The organism is Phenylobacterium zucineum HLK1 (genome assembly GCF_000017265.1).
In the GTDB taxonomy this organism is placed as follows: domain Bacteria; phylum Pseudomonadota; class Alphaproteobacteria; order Caulobacterales; family Caulobacteraceae; genus Phenylobacterium; species Phenylobacterium zucineum.
Genome location: NC_011143.1, coordinates 75,617 through 90,709 on the forward strand (window position 1 = coordinate 75,617; position 15,093 = coordinate 90,709).

At 69.6% G+C, this 15,093-nt stretch carries 19 protein-coding genes; 11 read left to right on the plus strand and 8 right to left on the minus strand.

Going from position 1 to position 15,093, the window contains the following annotated elements:
- The first annotated feature begins 87 nt into the window (after positions 1 to 87).
- From PHZ_RS19925 to PHZ_RS19935, 3 genes are read left to right on the plus strand one after another with little or no spacing between them, the layout of a single operon-like run.
- On the plus strand, positions 88 to 504 hold the full coding sequence (locus PHZ_RS19925) for an Hsp20/alpha crystallin family protein (protein WP_012520312.1): 417 nt from the start codon (positions 88 to 90) through the stop codon (positions 502 to 504).
- Positions 501 to 2,879: an endopeptidase La gene (lon, locus tag PHZ_RS19930; RefSeq protein ID WP_012520313.1), complete on the plus strand. Its 2,379-nt coding sequence runs from the start codon at positions 501 to 503 to the stop codon at positions 2,877 to 2,879. The genes PHZ_RS19925 and lon overlap by 4 nt, the downstream gene beginning before the upstream one ends.
- Before the next feature lie 11 nt (positions 2,880 to 2,890).
- Positions 2,891 to 3,184 carry a hypothetical protein gene (locus PHZ_RS19935; RefSeq protein ID WP_041374479.1) on the plus strand — a complete coding sequence of 98 codons (294 nt, stop codon included), beginning with the start codon at positions 2,891 to 2,893 and terminating at the stop codon, positions 3,182 to 3,184.
- A 23-nt stretch (positions 3,185 to 3,207) separates the two neighbouring features.
- Here PHZ_RS19935 and trxC read toward each other — a convergent pair whose 3' ends face one another.
- Positions 3,208 to 3,645 carry a thioredoxin TrxC gene (gene trxC / locus PHZ_RS19940; RefSeq protein WP_012520314.1) on the minus strand — a complete coding sequence of 146 codons (438 nt, stop codon included), beginning with the start codon at positions 3,643 to 3,645 and terminating at the stop codon, positions 3,208 to 3,210.
- Positions 3,646 to 3,833: 188 nt separating this feature from the next.
- Here trxC and PHZ_RS19945 point away from each other — a divergent pair, with 188 nt between their 5' ends.
- From PHZ_RS19945 to PHZ_RS19960, 4 genes are all read left to right on the plus strand, one after another.
- On the plus strand, positions 3,834 to 4,562 hold the full coding sequence (locus tag PHZ_RS19945) for a peroxiredoxin (protein WP_041374480.1): 729 nt from the start codon (positions 3,834 to 3,836) through the stop codon (positions 4,560 to 4,562).
- Positions 4,563 to 4,574: 12 nt separating this feature from the next.
- Positions 4,575 to 4,868, plus strand: coding sequence for a glutaredoxin family protein (locus PHZ_RS19950; RefSeq protein WP_041374481.1), 294 nt, complete (start codon positions 4,575 to 4,577; stop codon positions 4,866 to 4,868).
- Positions 4,869 to 4,983: 115 nt separating this feature from the next.
- A complete protein-coding gene (locus tag PHZ_RS19955; protein WP_012520317.1) occupies positions 4,984 to 5,661 on the plus strand; it encodes a BON domain-containing protein in 678 nt (225 codons plus the stop codon).
- A 15-nt stretch (positions 5,662 to 5,676) separates the two neighbouring features.
- A complete protein-coding gene (locus tag PHZ_RS19960) occupies positions 5,677 to 6,264 on the plus strand; it encodes an HdeD family acid-resistance protein (protein ID WP_012520318.1) in 588 nt (195 codons plus the stop codon).
- 2 nt (positions 6,265 to 6,266) lie between these two features.
- Here the strand turns inward: PHZ_RS19960 and PHZ_RS19965 are convergent, their stop codons facing one another.
- Positions 6,267 to 7,640: a lyase family protein gene (locus PHZ_RS19965; protein ID WP_012520319.1), complete on the minus strand. Its 1,374-nt coding sequence runs from the start codon at positions 7,638 to 7,640 to the stop codon at positions 6,267 to 6,269.
- Positions 7,641 to 7,777: 137 nt separating this feature from the next.
- Between PHZ_RS19965 and PHZ_RS19970 the strand changes: the two genes are divergently transcribed.
- From PHZ_RS19970 to PHZ_RS19980, 3 genes are read left to right on the plus strand one after another with little or no spacing between them, the layout of a single operon-like run.
- Positions 7,778 to 8,128, plus strand: a complete 351-nt coding sequence (locus PHZ_RS19970; protein WP_012520320.1) for a DUF5335 domain-containing protein — start codon at positions 7,778 to 7,780, stop codon at positions 8,126 to 8,128.
- Complete coding sequence (locus PHZ_RS19975) at positions 8,125 to 8,772, plus strand: RNA polymerase sigma factor (RefSeq protein WP_041374482.1); 648 nt, start codon at positions 8,125 to 8,127, stop codon at positions 8,770 to 8,772. The genes PHZ_RS19970 and PHZ_RS19975 overlap by 4 nt, the downstream gene beginning before the upstream one ends.
- Positions 8,773 to 8,777: 5 nt before the next feature.
- Positions 8,778 to 9,527 (plus strand): SDR family NAD(P)-dependent oxidoreductase, encoded by a 750-nt coding sequence (locus tag PHZ_RS19980; RefSeq protein ID WP_012520322.1) that lies wholly within the window; start codon positions 8,778 to 8,780, stop codon positions 9,525 to 9,527.
- Positions 9,528 to 9,561: 34 nt separating this feature from the next.
- Here the strand turns inward: PHZ_RS19980 and PHZ_RS19985 are convergent, their stop codons facing one another.
- The 6 genes from PHZ_RS19985 to PHZ_RS20010 form a co-directional block, all read right to left on the minus strand.
- The gene (locus PHZ_RS19985; RefSeq protein WP_012520323.1) at positions 9,562 to 10,911 is read right to left on the minus strand and encodes an acetate/propionate family kinase; all 1,350 of its coding nucleotides are present in this window, start codon (positions 10,909 to 10,911) and stop codon (positions 9,562 to 9,564) included.
- Positions 10,908 to 12,128 (minus strand): bifunctional enoyl-CoA hydratase/phosphate acetyltransferase, encoded by a 1,221-nt coding sequence (locus tag PHZ_RS19990; protein WP_012520324.1) that lies wholly within the window; start codon positions 12,126 to 12,128, stop codon positions 10,908 to 10,910. Before PHZ_RS19990 ends, PHZ_RS19985 begins: the two co-directional genes overlap by 4 nt.
- A 53-nt stretch (positions 12,129 to 12,181) precedes the next feature.
- A complete protein-coding gene (locus PHZ_RS19995; RefSeq protein ID WP_041374483.1) occupies positions 12,182 to 12,460 on the minus strand; it encodes a hypothetical protein in 279 nt (92 codons plus the stop codon).
- Between the two features lie 70 nt (positions 12,461 to 12,530).
- On the minus strand, positions 12,531 to 13,064 hold the full coding sequence (locus PHZ_RS20000; RefSeq protein WP_012520325.1) for an Hsp20 family protein: 534 nt from the start codon (positions 13,062 to 13,064) through the stop codon (positions 12,531 to 12,533).
- 339 nt (positions 13,065 to 13,403) lie between these two features.
- Positions 13,404 to 13,856, minus strand: coding sequence for a host attachment protein (locus PHZ_RS21960; RefSeq protein ID WP_012520326.1), 453 nt, complete (start codon positions 13,854 to 13,856; stop codon positions 13,404 to 13,406).
- A 67-nt stretch (positions 13,857 to 13,923) separates the two neighbouring features.
- On the minus strand, positions 13,924 to 14,271 hold the full coding sequence (locus tag PHZ_RS20010) for an RcnB family protein (RefSeq protein WP_012520327.1): 348 nt from the start codon (positions 14,269 to 14,271) through the stop codon (positions 13,924 to 13,926).
- A gap of 195 nt (positions 14,272 to 14,466) precedes the next feature.
- Between PHZ_RS20010 and PHZ_RS20015 the strand changes: the two genes are divergently transcribed.
- The gene (locus PHZ_RS20015) at positions 14,467 to 15,012 is read left to right on the plus strand and encodes a hypothetical protein (RefSeq protein ID WP_041374484.1); all 546 of its coding nucleotides are present in this window, start codon (positions 14,467 to 14,469) and stop codon (positions 15,010 to 15,012) included.
- Positions 15,013 to 15,093: the final 81 nt, after the last annotated feature.

A 15,093-nucleotide genomic window follows, 5' to 3' on the forward strand; every position in this document is an offset into this window, starting at 1 on the left:
CGCGGGCAGAACGCACGTCGCCTTGCGCCGTTTCTACGGAACCGGCGCCAGGCCGGACGGCGTTCATGCGCCGGGAGTGCAGGGGAAATGGCCAACCGAAACTCGCGCGACTGGATGTGGTCCGACGCTTTGCAGATGCTGGCGCGCGCCGACCAGCTGCACCGGCAGGTTTTCCGGCCGGCCGCGGCGACGCGGGCGCTGTGCTGGGAGCCGCCGATCGACCTCCTGGAGACGACCGGCGAGGTGCAGATCATCGCCGCCCTGCCGGGCGTCGACCCGGAGGGCGTCCAGGTCTTCATCGATGAGGGCGGCGCCCTGGTGATCACGGGCCGGCGGGACCCCTCGCCCGCGATGCGTCGGGCGATGGTCCACCGCATGGAATTACCGCAGGGCCAGTTCGCCCGACGGGTCCCGCTACCGGCCGGCCGCTACGGCCGCATCGACTGGCAGGCCGAGCATGGCTGCCTCACGGTGACGCTGCACAAGGCGGGGCAGGCCCGATGAGCGGAGTTCCCTCCAGTAACGGCGTGCGCGACTTCCCGGACGACGCGGTGGTCGTCGTGCCCGTGTCCAACGTCATCTTCCCCGGCATCGTCTTCCCGATCGTGCTCGATCGCCCGAGCGCCGTGGCGGCCGCCCAGCACGCCCTGCGCGAACAGCACCCGCTGGTGCTGGTCCTGCAACAGGATCTTCAGGCGCCAGACCCAGGACCGCGGTCGCTGCACCGCATGGGGACGCTCGCCAACGTCCTTCGCTATGTCACCGGGCCGGACGGGGCGCCCCACGTCGCCTGTCAGGGCGTCGAGCGGTTCGAGATCACCGAATGGCTGGAGGGCTATCCCTTCATCGCCGCTCGGGGCCGACGGATCACCGAGTCGGAGGCGGACGGGCCCGAGATCGAGGCCAGGTTCCTGCATCTGCGCAGCCAGGCCCTGGAAGCGCTGCAGCTCCTTCCGCAATCGCCGCCCGCCGAACTGGTGAGTGCGGTCGAGGGCGCTAGCTCGGCGGCCACGCTCGCCGACCTCGTGGCCGCCTATCTCGACCTGCAGCCGCCGGAGAAACAGGAGATCCTGGAAACCGTCGACCTGCAGGCGCGGCTTGACAGGGTCTCGACCTTCCTGGCGAAGCGGCTGGAGGTCCTGCGCCTGACCAGTGAAATCGCTCAACGCACCCGCGAGTCGCTCGGCGAGCGGCAGCGTCAGGCCCTGCTGCGCGAGCAGATGGCCGCCATCCAGCGGGAGCTTGGCGAGACCGATGACCGCGAAGAGCTGGTCGAGCTGGAGAGCGCGATCGGGGCGGCCGGCATGCCGGAGGAGGTGGTGCAGCAGGCCCGCAAGGAGCTGCGCCGTCTCGCCCGCACCCCAGAGACCGCGGCCGAGTACGGCATGGTGCGCACCTATCTGGAGTGGCTGGTCGAGCTGCCCTGGAAGGCGCCCGAACCCGTCCCGCTCGACTTGGCCGAGGCGCGCCGCATCCTCGACGAGGACCACTTCGGGCTGGAGAAGATCAAGCAGCGGATCGTCGAGCATCTGGCGGTCCGACGGCTCGCGCCGGAAGGCAAGGCGCCGATCCTCTGCTTCGTCGGCCCGCCGGGCGTGGGCAAGACCTCGCTCGGCCAGTCCATCGCGCGCGCCATGCACCGGCCGTTCGTGCGGGTGAGCCTGGGCGGCGTGCACGACGAGTCCGAGATCCGGGGCCACCGCCGCACCTATGTCGGCGCCCTGCCGGGCAACATCATCCAGGCGATCCGCAAGGCCGGCCGCCGCGACTGCGTGATGATGCTGGACGAGATCGACAAGATGAGCGCGGGGCTGCACGGCGATCCGTCCGCCGCCCTCCTGGAGGTGCTCGATCCTGAGCAGAATGCGACTTTCCGCGACAACTATCTCGCCGTGCCTTTCGACCTCAGCCGGGTCGTGTTCCTCACCACGGCCAACATGCTCGACACCATCCCGGGGCCGCTGCGGGACCGCATGGAGATCATCCAGCTCTCCGGCTACACGGCAGGTGAAAAGCTCCAGATCGCCGAACGCTTCCTCGTCCGCCGCCAGCTGGAGGCGAACGGCCTCAAGGCGGACCAGGTGGAGATCGACCGCGCCGCCCTGGAGCGGCTGATCGCCCGCTACACCCGTGAAGCGGGGGTGCGGTCCCTGGAGCGCGAGATCGGGCGCGTGCTGCGCCACGTCGCCGTCCGCTTCGCCGAAGGCCAGGCCGATCCGGTCCGGATCACGCCCGACGACCTCGAGCCGATCCTCGGGGCCCCGCGGGTGGAGAACGAAGTCGCGATGCGCACCAGCGTGCCGGGGGTCGCCACGGGGCTCGCCTGGACCCCGGTCGGCGGCGAGATCCTGTTCATCGAAGCGACCCGCACGCCGGGGGAGGGGCGTCTGATCCTCACTGGCCAGCTGGGCGAGGTGATGCGCGAAAGCGCCCAGACCGCCCTCAGCCTCGTGAAGAGCCGCGCCGAAGCGCTTGGCGTGGATCCTTCGCTGTTCAAGGACAGCGACATCCACATCCATGTGCCGGCGGGGGCGACGCCCAAGGACGGGCCGAGCGCCGGCGTCGCTATGACCATGGCCCTGATCTCCCTCCTCACCGATCGCACCCTGCGCAGCGACACCGCCATGACCGGCGAGATCAGCCTCCGCGGCCTAGTGCTGCCCGTCGGCGGCATCAAGGAGAAGGTGGTCGCGGCCGCGACCGCAGGCGTGCGGCGCGTGCTGCTGCCGGCGCGCAACCGCCCTGACGAGCGGGACATTCCGCAGGAGACCCGCGAGCAGCTGGAGCTGGTCTGGCTGGACCGGATCGAGGACGCCATCGAGGCGGCGTTGGACCGGCCGCCGCAGGCGAAGAAACCCTCGGTGCGGGCCGTCGATTAGGAGGACCGAAGGTGGCCGAAGTCGTGAAGCTGGTGGCCGGCGACCCCCTGCCCGATGAGGGGGAGTTCCTGGTCGTGACGCGCCTGAGCCGTCCTCGCGTCTTCGAATACTTCATCGACGTCAGTCCGGCGCTGGAGCCGAAGGTCGGCCGACGGATTCCGCCGGGAGGCCCTGGCTATGCCAGCCTGGAGACGGCTCTGCACGCCGCCCAGGAGCTGGCCGCGCAGCACCAGGCGCCCACCATCTATGTGCAGCACGAATCCATCCTCGTGCGGCCCTTCTTCCCGGCGCGGCGCCGCGGCTGATCCGAGTCTCTCTACCGCGCCGGTCAGGCCGCCAGCCGGTCCACCCAGCTCTTCAGGGTGTTCACGTCGGCGACGCCGGACTGCCGCGCCGCCACCTGGCCCTTCTGGAAGGCGAAGAGGGCGGGGATGCCCTGCACGCCGTACTGCGCCGCCAGCTCCGGGTTCTCGTCGACATTGATCTTCACGAACCGCGCCCGCGGCTCGAGCGCCTGGGCGGCTCTCTCGAAGATCGGCGCCATGGCCCGGCAGGGCCCGCACCACGGCGCCCAAAAGTCGACGATCACTGGCACGTCCGAATTCTGCAGGTGCTTGCGTGCGCGCTCGCCGCTCAGCGCGATCGGCGCGTGGGGGAAGAGCTTGGCGTGACAGCGCCCGCACTTGGCGGCGTCGGCCGGCCGGTCGGCGGGCACGTTGTTCGTGCTGTCGCAATCGGGACAGACCACGCGAAGCTTCTCAACCATCGACGCGACTCCTTGGATCTGCTGCTCTGATGAGGGCCAATTTGGGCCTCGCGGCGCGCGGCGCCAGAGGTGAACGGAGCGGCTTGTGCGGGTGAGGGGCCGCCCTAACTCACGCCTGAGCCGCGGTCCCACGGCCGCGGACGATCCACCCATTGGACAAGGACAGCTTCAATCAAGGGAGCACAGCCATGGACACGCATGCGGGGCCTCTTCAGGCTCAGCCGACCCGACTTGATCAACTCGAACAGGATTTCGCCGCCTTGGCGCCGCAGCTGCCCGAGGGCCCGCAGACGCAGGCGCTTTCGCTGCTGCACGGCATGATCCAGGAGGTCTGGCGTGGCGGCGCGGCCGCCGCGCCGCAGATCGCCGGCGGCCGCACCCTGCAGGACGTGGCCGATCTGCACCAGCACGCCCCGGCCATGGAAGGCGATGCGGTCAGCACGCCGCTGAAGGTCGGTGAGCCTGCTCCGGACTTCGCCTTGCCGGACGCGAACGGCCAAGTGGTCCGGCTCTCCGATTTCCGCGGCCGCAACGTGTTGCTGGTCTTCTATCCGCTCGACTGGAGCCCGGGCTGCAGCCGGCAGCTCGACCTCTATCAGCAGGAGCTCGACGAGTTCCGCAACCGCAACGTCGAAGTGGTCGGCGTCTCCGTCGACAGCCTGTACAGCCACGGTGCGTGGGCCGCGGTGCGGGGCGTCACCTTCCCGCTGCTGGCGGACTTTAACCCGAAGGGCGAGGTGGCGCGGCGCTATCAGGTTTGGCGCGATGCGGACGGGTTCTCCGAACGCGCGCTCTACCTGGTCGATGCGGACGGCGTGATCCGCTACGCCCATGTCTCGCCCAAGCTGCAGCACGTTCCTGACATTTACGAACTCTTCGAGGTCCTGGACGGGCTTGCGGCCCCGAAGGCGGCTTAAGGGGAGGCGGCCATGTTGGGTGCTGGTTACAGTCCCTTCGCCTCCCGCGGCGCGGTCGCCGGCGAGGTCATCGTCTATGGGAGCCGCTGGTGCGGCGTCACCATGATGGTGCGTCGGCATCTGGACCGTGCGGGCGTGCCCTACCGCTTCGTCGATTGGGAGGCAGCCCCGCAGGCGAGGGCCCAGCTTGAGTGGTTGGCCGGCGGCCGGCTGGCGAGCCCGACCGTCACGGTCGGCGGCCAGATCCTCGTCCAGCCGTCATTGCGCGAGCTCGATTGGGCGCTGATGCGCGCGGGCTACCGCTGAGCGGAACCTCCAGCTCAGAACAGTATTAGGTCAGTGTGCACTTTATTGCACGTTTCGCCGCTCCGGTAGGCTCGAGAAGCCCTGGCCGCCGGAGCGGCGGGCAGGAGGGCCAACCATGCAGAACGATGCTGACATCAAGAAGAACGTCGAAGCCCAGCTGAGCTGGGAGCCGGGCCTGAAGGATGATGACATCGCGGTCGCCGTGAGGGACGGCGTCGTCACCCTTGCAGGCTTCGTGAAGAGCTACGCCGACTTCTATGCCGCGGAGAACGCCGCCAAGAAGGTGAAGGGCGTCAAGGCGGTCGCCAACGATATCGAGGTTCGTCTGCCCCAGGTGGACCGCCGACCCGACCCCGACATCGCGCGGGATGCGGTCGACGCGCTGAAGCGTGACCTGCCGGCCGCCTCGGAGCGGATCAAGGTGGTGGTGAAGGACGGCTACCTCAGTCTGCAGGGCGAGGTGGAATGGAAGTACCAGAAGGACTGGGCCGAACGCGCTGTCCGCAACATCAAGGGCGTCGTCGCGGTCTCGAACATCATTCGGATCAAGCCGAAGGTCGAGCCGATCGAACTCAAGAAGAAGATTGAGGACGCCTTCGTCCGCAGCGCTCAGGTGGACGCACACCACGTGATCGTCGAGGCGGACGGCAGCCAGGTGACCTTGAAGGGCCATGTCCGATCCTGGGCGGAGCGCCAGGAAGCCGAGCGGCAAGCCTGGTCGGCGCCCGGCGTGACGGAAGTGCGCAACGAACTGACCATTGATCCCTGGCCCTTCGCTAGCCAGGCCGCCTGAATAAGGAGCATTCCGATGGTCGCCCGTCACATCCCTATCGAACGATCCCATGGTCTCGCCCTGCCCAAATGGCGGGCGAGCCCCAGGACCTGGTTTATCCTCGAGGGCGTGGCCCTGACGCTGCTCGGCGTCCTCGCCTTCGCGCTGCCGCTCGCCGCGGGCCTCGCCGCAGCCCTGGTGTTCGGCTGGTTGCTGATCCTCGGCGGCGGGATCAGCCTCGTGGCGCTGGTCCGCACCCGCCGTCACGCGAATGCCGCCTGGCGCCTGGTGTCAGCGATCGCCGCCATCGTCGCGGGCGTCCTGGCCCTGGTCTATCCGTGGGTCGGGGCGTGGACTCTGGCGCTGCTGGCCGCCGCCTACTTCTTCGTGACCGGCGTCGCCCTGGCCATGGTCTCGGTGAAGCTCAAGCGCCTCCAGGCGCCCGGCTGGTACTGGCTCCTGGCCCCGGCCGCCGTCGACCTCGCGCTGGGCGTGCTGGCCATGTTCATCGCCCCCGTCGCAGCGCCGCTGTTCGTCGGCTACCTCGTCGGGATCGATCTGATGTTCTCCGGCTTGGCGCTGCTGGCCTTCGCCGCGAGCCGCCGCCGCGAGGCCTGGACCTGATCCTAGCCGCCGTTCGGCCCGAGCATACGCTCGGGCCGAACGAGCCGCTCGTAGGTCTCGGCGTCCACCACGCCCGAGGCCAGCGCCGCCTCCCGTAGGCTGACCTTCCGTTGATAGGCGTCGCGCGCGATCTTCGCGGCGACGTCGTAGCCGATGTGCGGCGCGAGCGCCGTCACCAGCATCACCGACTGCGCGACGTTGAAGGCCAGCACGTCCGTACGGGGCTTGAGACCGGCCACACCGTGGTCGGCGAACACTCGGATCGCGTCCGCAAGCAAGGTCGCCGAGCGCAGGACGTTGAACGCCAGAAGCGGCAGGAAACCGTTGGACTCGAACTGTCCCTGAGAGGCGGCGAGCGACACGGCGCCGTCTGCGCCGATGACCTGGACGCACACCTGGGCCAAGGCTTCAGCCGCGTCGGGGTTGGTCTTGCCGGGAAGGCTGCTGCACGGAAGACCGGTCTCCGGGAGCCGCAGCTCATTGAACCCAGCCGCCGGTCCGCTGGCCAGGAGGCGGACGTCGCTCGAGATCTTGAAGAGCGCCGTCGCGAGCGTCGCGAGCGCTGCGTGGAAGAAGGCGATGCGCCCGGGTCCGGTCAGGTCCGCGAGGGCGTCGGGAGATGGGCGCAAGGCAAGGCCAGTGCGCTCGGCCAGCCGTCGAATGGCGCTCGCCGCGAAGCCCGCCGGCACTCCGGCCCCCGTCCCGACGCAACCCTGGCCGAACGGCACGGCCAGGAGGTCTTCGGCGGCGGCGCTCAGCCGGGACCGGCCGTTGCGCACCTGCTGCAGCCAGCCCGAGACCTCCTGGCCCAGCGTCAGGGGAGCGGCGTCTTGCAGATGGGTGCGGCCGATCTTGATGAGGTCGGACCAGGCGGCCGCCTTCTGCTCAAGGAGCCCGGTCAGGTGCGCCAACGCCGGGGAGAGCCCCGTTTCCCACAGTCGCAGCGCGGCCATGTGGAGGGCGGTCTGCACCGCATCAACGCATTGGTGACGGCGCACGTCTTCCGGCCGAATGTCTGCGTGGCCCCGGGCGACCTCGAGGATCGCCGCGTCGAGCGGATAGGCCAGGCCCGCCCCGCCGCCATCCTGCCAAAGCGGTCGGCTCCAGGCGTCCGGCGGCTGAACAGAAACCTGAAGCGCGGCCCTGGCGAGCGCTTCGCTGCGCGCCTGATCGAGCGCGCCGCAGTCGCGGTTCGCCAGCGCCGCCGCGGCCCGGACCTCGCCCAGCGCCCGGATAAGGGCTGGCGGGGGTGGCTCGGCTCCAATCCGCAGGGCCAGCCTTCCGGCCGGCGCGCCGCAGTAAAGGCAAGGGCCGATCACCGCCGATGAACTGTATTGATCAGGGGCAGAACGCGTCGGGTACTTATTGGTGGCCACCGGGCGTGAATTTGAGTGCACGCCCGAAACTGTAGGGCGGGGCTGGACGTTCTTCCAGCGACCGGGCGCGCCGTCGCTCTAGGCGGCTCCCGATCCGAAATTCTCCTTGTGCAGTTTGAAGTTCGTGAGGATGGAGCATGTCTGACGAGGTTATCGACAAGGGCCAGTGGGAGTTCTTCTGCGACCGGCTTTCCCTGCAGCTGGAAGGCGCCCAGACGGAGATTGAGGTCGCGAGCCTGAACATCGGCGACCAGATCCAGGCGGAGTGGGTGCCCCTGCTGGGCGTCACCTATGATCCGAAGGACGACATCGTCGAAATCGCCGTGGAGGGCTTGGACCACATCGTCCGCGAACCCGCCGCCCTGATCGTGCAGCGCGAAGGCGCCGTCGTCGAAAGCCTGGCGGTGGAAAGTGCGTCCGGCGAGCGCCATATCGTTCGCTTCCGCCAGCCCCTCAGCCTTCCGGCGCCGGAGACGGTGCGACCATGAGCGCGCTGCCAGCCCAGGAGATGGCGCCGGCGCGCGACGAAGCCTGGCGCAAGGTCCTCGCCGGTGACAAGGACGGCTTTCGGCATCTGATCGAGCCTTACCTGCCGGAGCTGATGGCCGCCGCCGCCCGCGAGCTGCGCTACCGGCGCACGGTCGGCGACCTGCGCCCGCAGGACCTCTCCGCCGACGAGCTGGTGGGCGAGACCTTGGCGCGGGGCTGGCGGGATCGGGCCCGCAAGCCCCAGAACCTGGAGGTCCGGCCCTGGCTGCTCGGCCTGTTGTTCAAGGTGCTGGAATCGATCGTCCGCAGCGAGCGGCGCGCCCGCCGGCTCGCCGGCGTCTCCCTCGAGGCGCCGGTGGAGGATGAAACGGCGGCGGTCGAGGCGACGGACGAGGAATTCTGGGAATGGCATCAGCCCGACGACATCACACGCTGGGAGGACATTATCCCGGCTGAGGACGTCCAGGCGGACGACGTCAGCGATGACAGGACCTACCAGCTCACCAACGAGGAGCGGCAGGCCCTCGTGCTCAGCGTCGAACACCGGCTGAGCGTCGTCGAGATCTCGTCGGTCATGAACCTGTCGCCCGACCGGGCGGTCCGCCTCATCGACGCCGCGCAGCGCCAACTCGGGAACGCCTGACGCTCATGGCCAAGCCTGGCAGGCTGGCCGATAAGGTGGCCATCGTCACCGGCGCGGCGGGCGGCATCGGTCGGGCGATATGCCTGAGACTGGCGAAGAAAGGGGCCGCTGTCCTCGTCACCGGCCCGCACCTCGAGCGCGCCGAGGCCGTGGCGGCCGAGCTCCTTCGCGAGCGGGGGAGCCGCGCGGCCGCCACGATCTGCGACGTCCGCGACCCGGCCTTGGTCGCCGCGGCCGTACGCCAGGCGGAGGAGACCTGGGGCGGGCTCGATCTGGTCGTGAACAACGCGGGGGTGATGACCTTCAAGCCCCTCGAGGAGATCAGCGACGAGGAGTGGCGCGCCGTCCTGGACATCGACCTGCTCGGCGCGGTGCGCGTCACCCGCGAGGCTTTCCGCGCGATGCGGCCGGGCGGCGCGATCGTCAACGTCGCCAGCGTGCACGCCTTCGAGACCACGCCGCTGGTGGCGCTTTACGCCGCCGCCAAGGCGGCGCTACTGTCGCTGACCCGATCGGCGGCGATCGAAGGCAAGCCGAAGGGCTTGCGCGCCAACGCCGTCGTGCCGGGAGCCGTCGACACGGCCATGCTGCGCGACAATCCCAATCTGAAGAGCGGGGCGGAGCGATTGGACCCCGAAGACGTGGGCTGCCCCGAGGACGTGGCGAGCGCCGTCGCCTTCCTGTGCTCGGATGACGCCGCCTTCGTCACGGGCGCAGCCCTGGCCGTGGACGGCGGCCGCCTCGCCCGACTCTGAACAGCATGGCCGATGGCCTTTCCGCGTGTCGCCGCTACTCGCGGTCCGCCGCAGACGCCGGCTCCAAGTCGTCCGGATCGTGCGGCCGCACCAGGGACGGCGGGTCGCTCGCCGGGAAGGTTTCCTCCAGCGCCTCATCCAGTAAGGCGTCGACGCGATCGCCGGAGGGCCCAGAGCTCGGCAAACCGTTGGCCGGCGCCCGAGGCCACATGAGCTCGGCCGCCTCGTGCGCCATCTCGGCTTCTTCGTTGGCGGGGATCACCCACACCGAGACGCAGCTGGTCGGGGCGTCGATGCGGCGCTCGCCGGCGGCGGCGTTGGCTTTGGGATCGATGTCAACCCCCAGCCAGGCAAGGCGCCGGCAGATCCGCGCCCGCACCTCGGCGTTATGCTCGCCTACGCCGCCGGTGAAGACCAGGCCGTCCATACCGCCGAGTGTGGCCGCCATGGCGCCGATCCCCTGGACCGTTCGGTAGACGAAGAGGTCGACGGCGGCCTTGGCGTCCTCGCTGTCGGCGGCCATCAGTTCGCGCAAATCGCCGCTCAGGCCCGAGACGCCGAGCAGGCCGGACCGCCGGCAGAGCAGGTCCTCGATATCTTCAGGGCTCATCTTGTTGTGCTTGAGGAGATAGAGGACGACGCCGGGGTCCAGGCTGCCGCACCGGGTGGCCATCATCAGGCCGTCGAGCGCGCTGAAGCCCATCGTCGTGTCCTGGCTCGTCTCGTCTTCCAGCGCGCAAAGGCTCGCGCCGGCGCCCAGGTGGGCGGCCACGAGGCGGCAGGCGGCGAGGTCGGGATCGACGCTGCGCAGCCGCCGCAGCGTTTGGGCGTAGGACAGGCCGTGGAACCCGTAGCGGCGAACACCTTGCGCGGTGAGTTCGCGCGGCAGGGCGAAGCGCCGTGCGGTGTCGGGCATGCGGCTGTGGAAGGCGGTGTCGAAGCAGGCGACGTGGGTCGCGGCGGGCAGTCGCACCCGCGCCTGGCGGTAAAGCGCCAGTCCGACCGGTTGATGCTGGGGCGCGAGGGGCGCCAGGGCCTGCAGCTCGGCCTCGAGGTCCAGCGAGAAGACCTCCGCCGAGGCGTGATCGCCGCCATGCACGATGCGGTGCGCGACGATCGCGATTGGCTCGTCCTCGGTTTGGCCGTCAAGCCAGGCAAGGACGCGCGCCACGGCTGAAGCGTGCTCCGGTGCGTCGCCCGCGGCCGACCAGGACTCTTCGAGTAGGGTTTCCCCGCCGGCGTTCCGCACCGAAAGCCGCGCTTGGCCGTCAAGACCGTCGGCGAGGCCGCGCATCGTTTCCACCAGCTCGCCGCCGTCGCGCCGATAGAGGGCGAACTTCAGGCTCGAGGACCCGGCGTTCAGGGACAGGATCAGCTCGCTCACGGCTGGGCTCCTTCACTCGCCATCAGCGCCGCTACCGCACAAGAGGCGACCCGTGTGCGCTCCGCATCGGCGCGGCTGGTGAGGATGATGGGGACCCGCGCGCCGAGCGCCACGCCGGCTGCCTCCGCGCCGGCCAGGAAGAAGAGCTGCTTGGCCAGCACGTTGCCGGAGACCAGGTCAGGCGTGACGAGGATGTCGGCGCGCCCGGCGACCGCCGAACGGATGCCCTTGTCTTGCGCCGCTTGCGGACTGATGGCGTTGTCGAAGGCGAGCGGCCCGTCGATCAGCGCGCCGGAGATCTGACCTCGGTCCGCCATCTTGCAGAGCGCGGCGGCGTCGAGGGTGGATTGGATCTTGGCGTTGACGGTCTCCACTGCCGAGAGCACCGCCACCCTGGGGGTGCGGATGCCCATCACATGCGCCAGGTCGATGGCGTTCTGCACAATGTCGCGCTTGTCCTCGAGTGACGGGCTGATGTTGATCGCCGCGTCGGTGATGAGCAGCGGCCGCGGGTAGGCGGGGGCCTCGACGATATAGACATGGCTCACGCGCCGCTCCGTGCGCAGGCCGCGCGCGGGGTCGAGGACAGCGTGCATCAGCTCCTCCGTATGCAGCGACCCCTTCATCAGCAGCTGGGCTTGGCCGGCCCGAACCAGGGCGACAGCCTGGGCCGCCGCCGCATGGCTATGCGGCTCCGGAATGATCTGCACGCCGTGCAGATCTGCGCCAGCCGCCTCGGCGGCGCGGCGGATCTTGCCCTCGGGCCCCACCAGCAGCGGGGTGATGAAGCCGCGCTGCGCCGCCTCCAGAGCTGCGCCCAGCGAGGTCGCATCGCAGGGGTGCGCCACCGCTGTCGGAACAGGCGGCTTCCCGGCGCAGCGCTCCAGCAGCGCATCGAGCCATTGGCTGGGCGGCGGCTGGACGGCCTCCGTCTCCGCCTCGGGGTCCGCCTCGAAGAGGTTGTCGGCTTCGCACGGATGGATCGGGCTCAGAGCCAGCGCGGGCCAGTGGCCGGCGTGTTCCGGCGGCGAAAAGGTCACATAGAGCGTGTCCACAGCCTGAGCGGCCGCGAGGCCCTGGCTGAAGAGGTGGGCGGCCTCATAGGTCGCAAAGCCGAGGCCGCCGATCGGCAAAGGCCGCGGCAGGCGCGCCTCCAGCCCTGGTGACGCTGTGACATAGTAGTCATAGCCGCTCTGGCGGCGGTAGCGGCGGATCATCAGCCACGCCGCGCCGCCGTCGGGCTGGTCGTAGGCGGCGATCTCCACGCGTCTCACGACCTCGCCCCTCCTGCGCTCTGGGGCCCGGGCGCCGCATTGTCGTTGGCTTGGCCTTCGCGCGTTTCGGCGTCCAGGAGCTCGGCGTCGGCGTTGCGTTGCGCGGCCTCCCGCTCGAACAGCACCTGGAGGTTCTGGCGTTCGCTGAGGCCGTTGAAGTTCATCATCTGGCGCGCGTGACGCTGCCGCCAGAGGCTGTGCCGCTGGTCGCTTGTTAGGGAGGCGATCGCCGCGTCGTGTTCGCGGCGGATGTCGTCGGGTGTGACGGATCGCATGGTTCGAGGCATGTCATGCCCCAGCGGAGGAGCGGGCTCGGCGGCGCCGGCCTGCTGCCCGCCGGGAAGGTTAGGCGGCCTTACGCCGGGCGCGCTTCGGCTTCTCAAGGGCGGCGTCGTTGGCCGGCGCGCCGGGTGCCGCCGCCGCGCCGGAGGGCTGCGCCCTCGTGTTCGAGACCACCTCCGGCGTGCGGATGCCGATCCGGCGTGGCCTCACTGCCTCGGGCAGCTCGCGCTTCAGCTCGACGTTGAGCATGCCGTTGTCGTAAGTCGCCCGGCTGACGACGACGTAGTCGGCCAATTCAAAGCGCCGGTCGAACGCGCGAGTAGCGATGCCGCGGTGCAGATAGTGTCGCGGCTCGTCCGATCTCGCCTTGCGGCCGCTGATGGTCAACTGGTTGGGCTCGGCGACGAGTTCGAGCTCGTCCGGGCTGAAGCCGGCCACGGCGAAAGAGATGCGGTACTGGTCGTCCGCAAGCTTCTCGATGTCGTAGGGCGGATAGCTCGCCTCGTCCGGCATACGCATGGCGTTCTCCAAAGCGCCGATCAGGCGTTCGGCTCCGACCATGGAACCGTAGAGGGGCGAAAGGTTCAGGGCTTTCATCTCCAGTCCTCCTTGAAGCAACGTGGATATGACGCCGACTTGGCGACGGGCCGCGACCCAGCAGAGGCGCCGCGGCCTTGAGCTGGATTTAGGTCGAGGCGGGTCCCGCACAATCCCAATTCCGGAGAAGACAGGCTGGGAAAAAGGAGGCGGCAAGTCCCGGCGCAGGCGCTTTGCTGCGCAGCCTGCGCCGGCTTGCTCAAGAAGGATGCTCTGCCTTGGGAGGCGCGCGTTGAACTACTCTGTTCCAAGGCGGGTTCCAGAAACGCGCGGGCGTCGGAACGTGGGCGGCGGGGCCGCCGGTCGAGCGCCGCCTCATCACCACAGACAGCCGCTCGGTCAGCGCTCCGGGATGCGAAGATCGCGCAGGATCAGCCGCACGTCCTCGGCGCTCGCTTTGATGCGCTCGTGGTCGTCCGTGACCTCGATCCGCCGCGAGACGGCGGGCTTGAGCGCATGGCGAAGCACGCCCAAGGCGCGTGGCGGCGCCATCAGCACGAGCTTCTCGAATTCCCCGGCCGCGGCGCTGCGGTTGATCCGTTCGGCCACGCCTTCGAGGAAGCGCTTCTCGGCCGCCTCGGCCGGCGGCGCCTCCAGGACATTGTCGCGGCCGTAGCCCATGCGGTCGTTCACCGTCCCGCCATGCCTGCGCGCCCAGTGCCGGTCGTGCTCGTCGGCCTTCAAGGACCAGCTCGCAAGCTCGGCCAGGGGGCCGTGACGCCGGTGCTCGGCGAGGCCGCGCGCCTGAACGCCGTCGGCCAAGATGACGAGGGTCTCAATTCTGTCGGTCATCGCATCACTCCACTCAGCAAAGCACGACAGACGCCGCAGGCGCTCGCCTGCGGCGCCTCAGAGGCGGCTAGCGCGCGTAGACGCCCCGGATCACTTCGGTGATCAGGCCGGTGGCGATTGCCGCCAGCACGACGTCGTCGCCAACCCGAACCCAGTGGTGGCCCCGCGGCGGCTTGCGCAGATGCCGCGCGCGCCAGTCCACGATCACATAGGGTGGGCCGTAGTAGGCCGGCGGCAGTCGCTCGCCGACGATCCAGCGCCGCTCGATCCAGCCGGGCGGCGGGACATAGACTTCGCGGTAAACAGGCCAGTGCCGGCCGTGATAGACCCAGTAGCCCTCCCGGTGCGGGTGCGCCGACGCCACGGAGGCGCCGAACGTCAGCAACGCGGCCAGGGCCGCAGCCAAACGCTTCATCGACTCACCTCTCAAGATGATTCGGCCGCCGCAAAAGCGCGGCTGAAGGACGAGGTATCGCGCGCCGGCGGGCCTTCAAGACGGGCCGTGTTGCGCAGTGTTCGCCGCGCCCTAGCTGAAGGCTGTCAAGGGAGCTGCAAGGCGCCCCATCGCAGGTCCCGCCCGCGGCTCGCGCAATCCCAAGGAGGATCGGGGATGAGCGGCCTCATCGGGGCCGGCGATGTCGAAGCCGTTTGCATCTGGGGCTGGGTGTTCCCGAACGCCGCCACGCGTGCGGCGGCGGCGCGGAATGTCATTGAGAAAGACTCTCGGCTGCAGCTCTTCGACGAGCACGAGGCGCCCGCCTTGTTGGCGATCGCCTGGGAGCGAAGGGCCGCCTGTCCACAACGCAGAGCGGGCCTAGTTCGCAGGTGCGCAACGGATCGCCGTGTGGCGCGCGAAGCGCCCGGCTGCCTTGTGGTCGTTCGCCAGCCGCTGAAGGCCCAGGATCCCGCCGCTCGGCGGGACTGGGTGTCCACGGTGCTGCTGACCCTCGACGGCGACGCGACGCCCCCGGAAGGTCTGCTGACGGCCAACTTCTTCGCCGGCCGCGACGGCGCGTCCGTCTACAATCTCGCGGCCGCCATGGTCCGTATGGCAGCATCGGATTCTCAGACCTCTGGCGCGCCGCCCGCGAGCACTCCGCGAGCCGAGCACGAGGTCCGGCGATATGCCCGCCACGGGGCTCTGGTTTCCGCCTGAGCGGCCGGCCGCCGCGCCGTCTTCCGCGCCGGCCGCCGCGCTCTATATCGCCAGCATCGGGGGATCCTTTGGAAGGAGGAT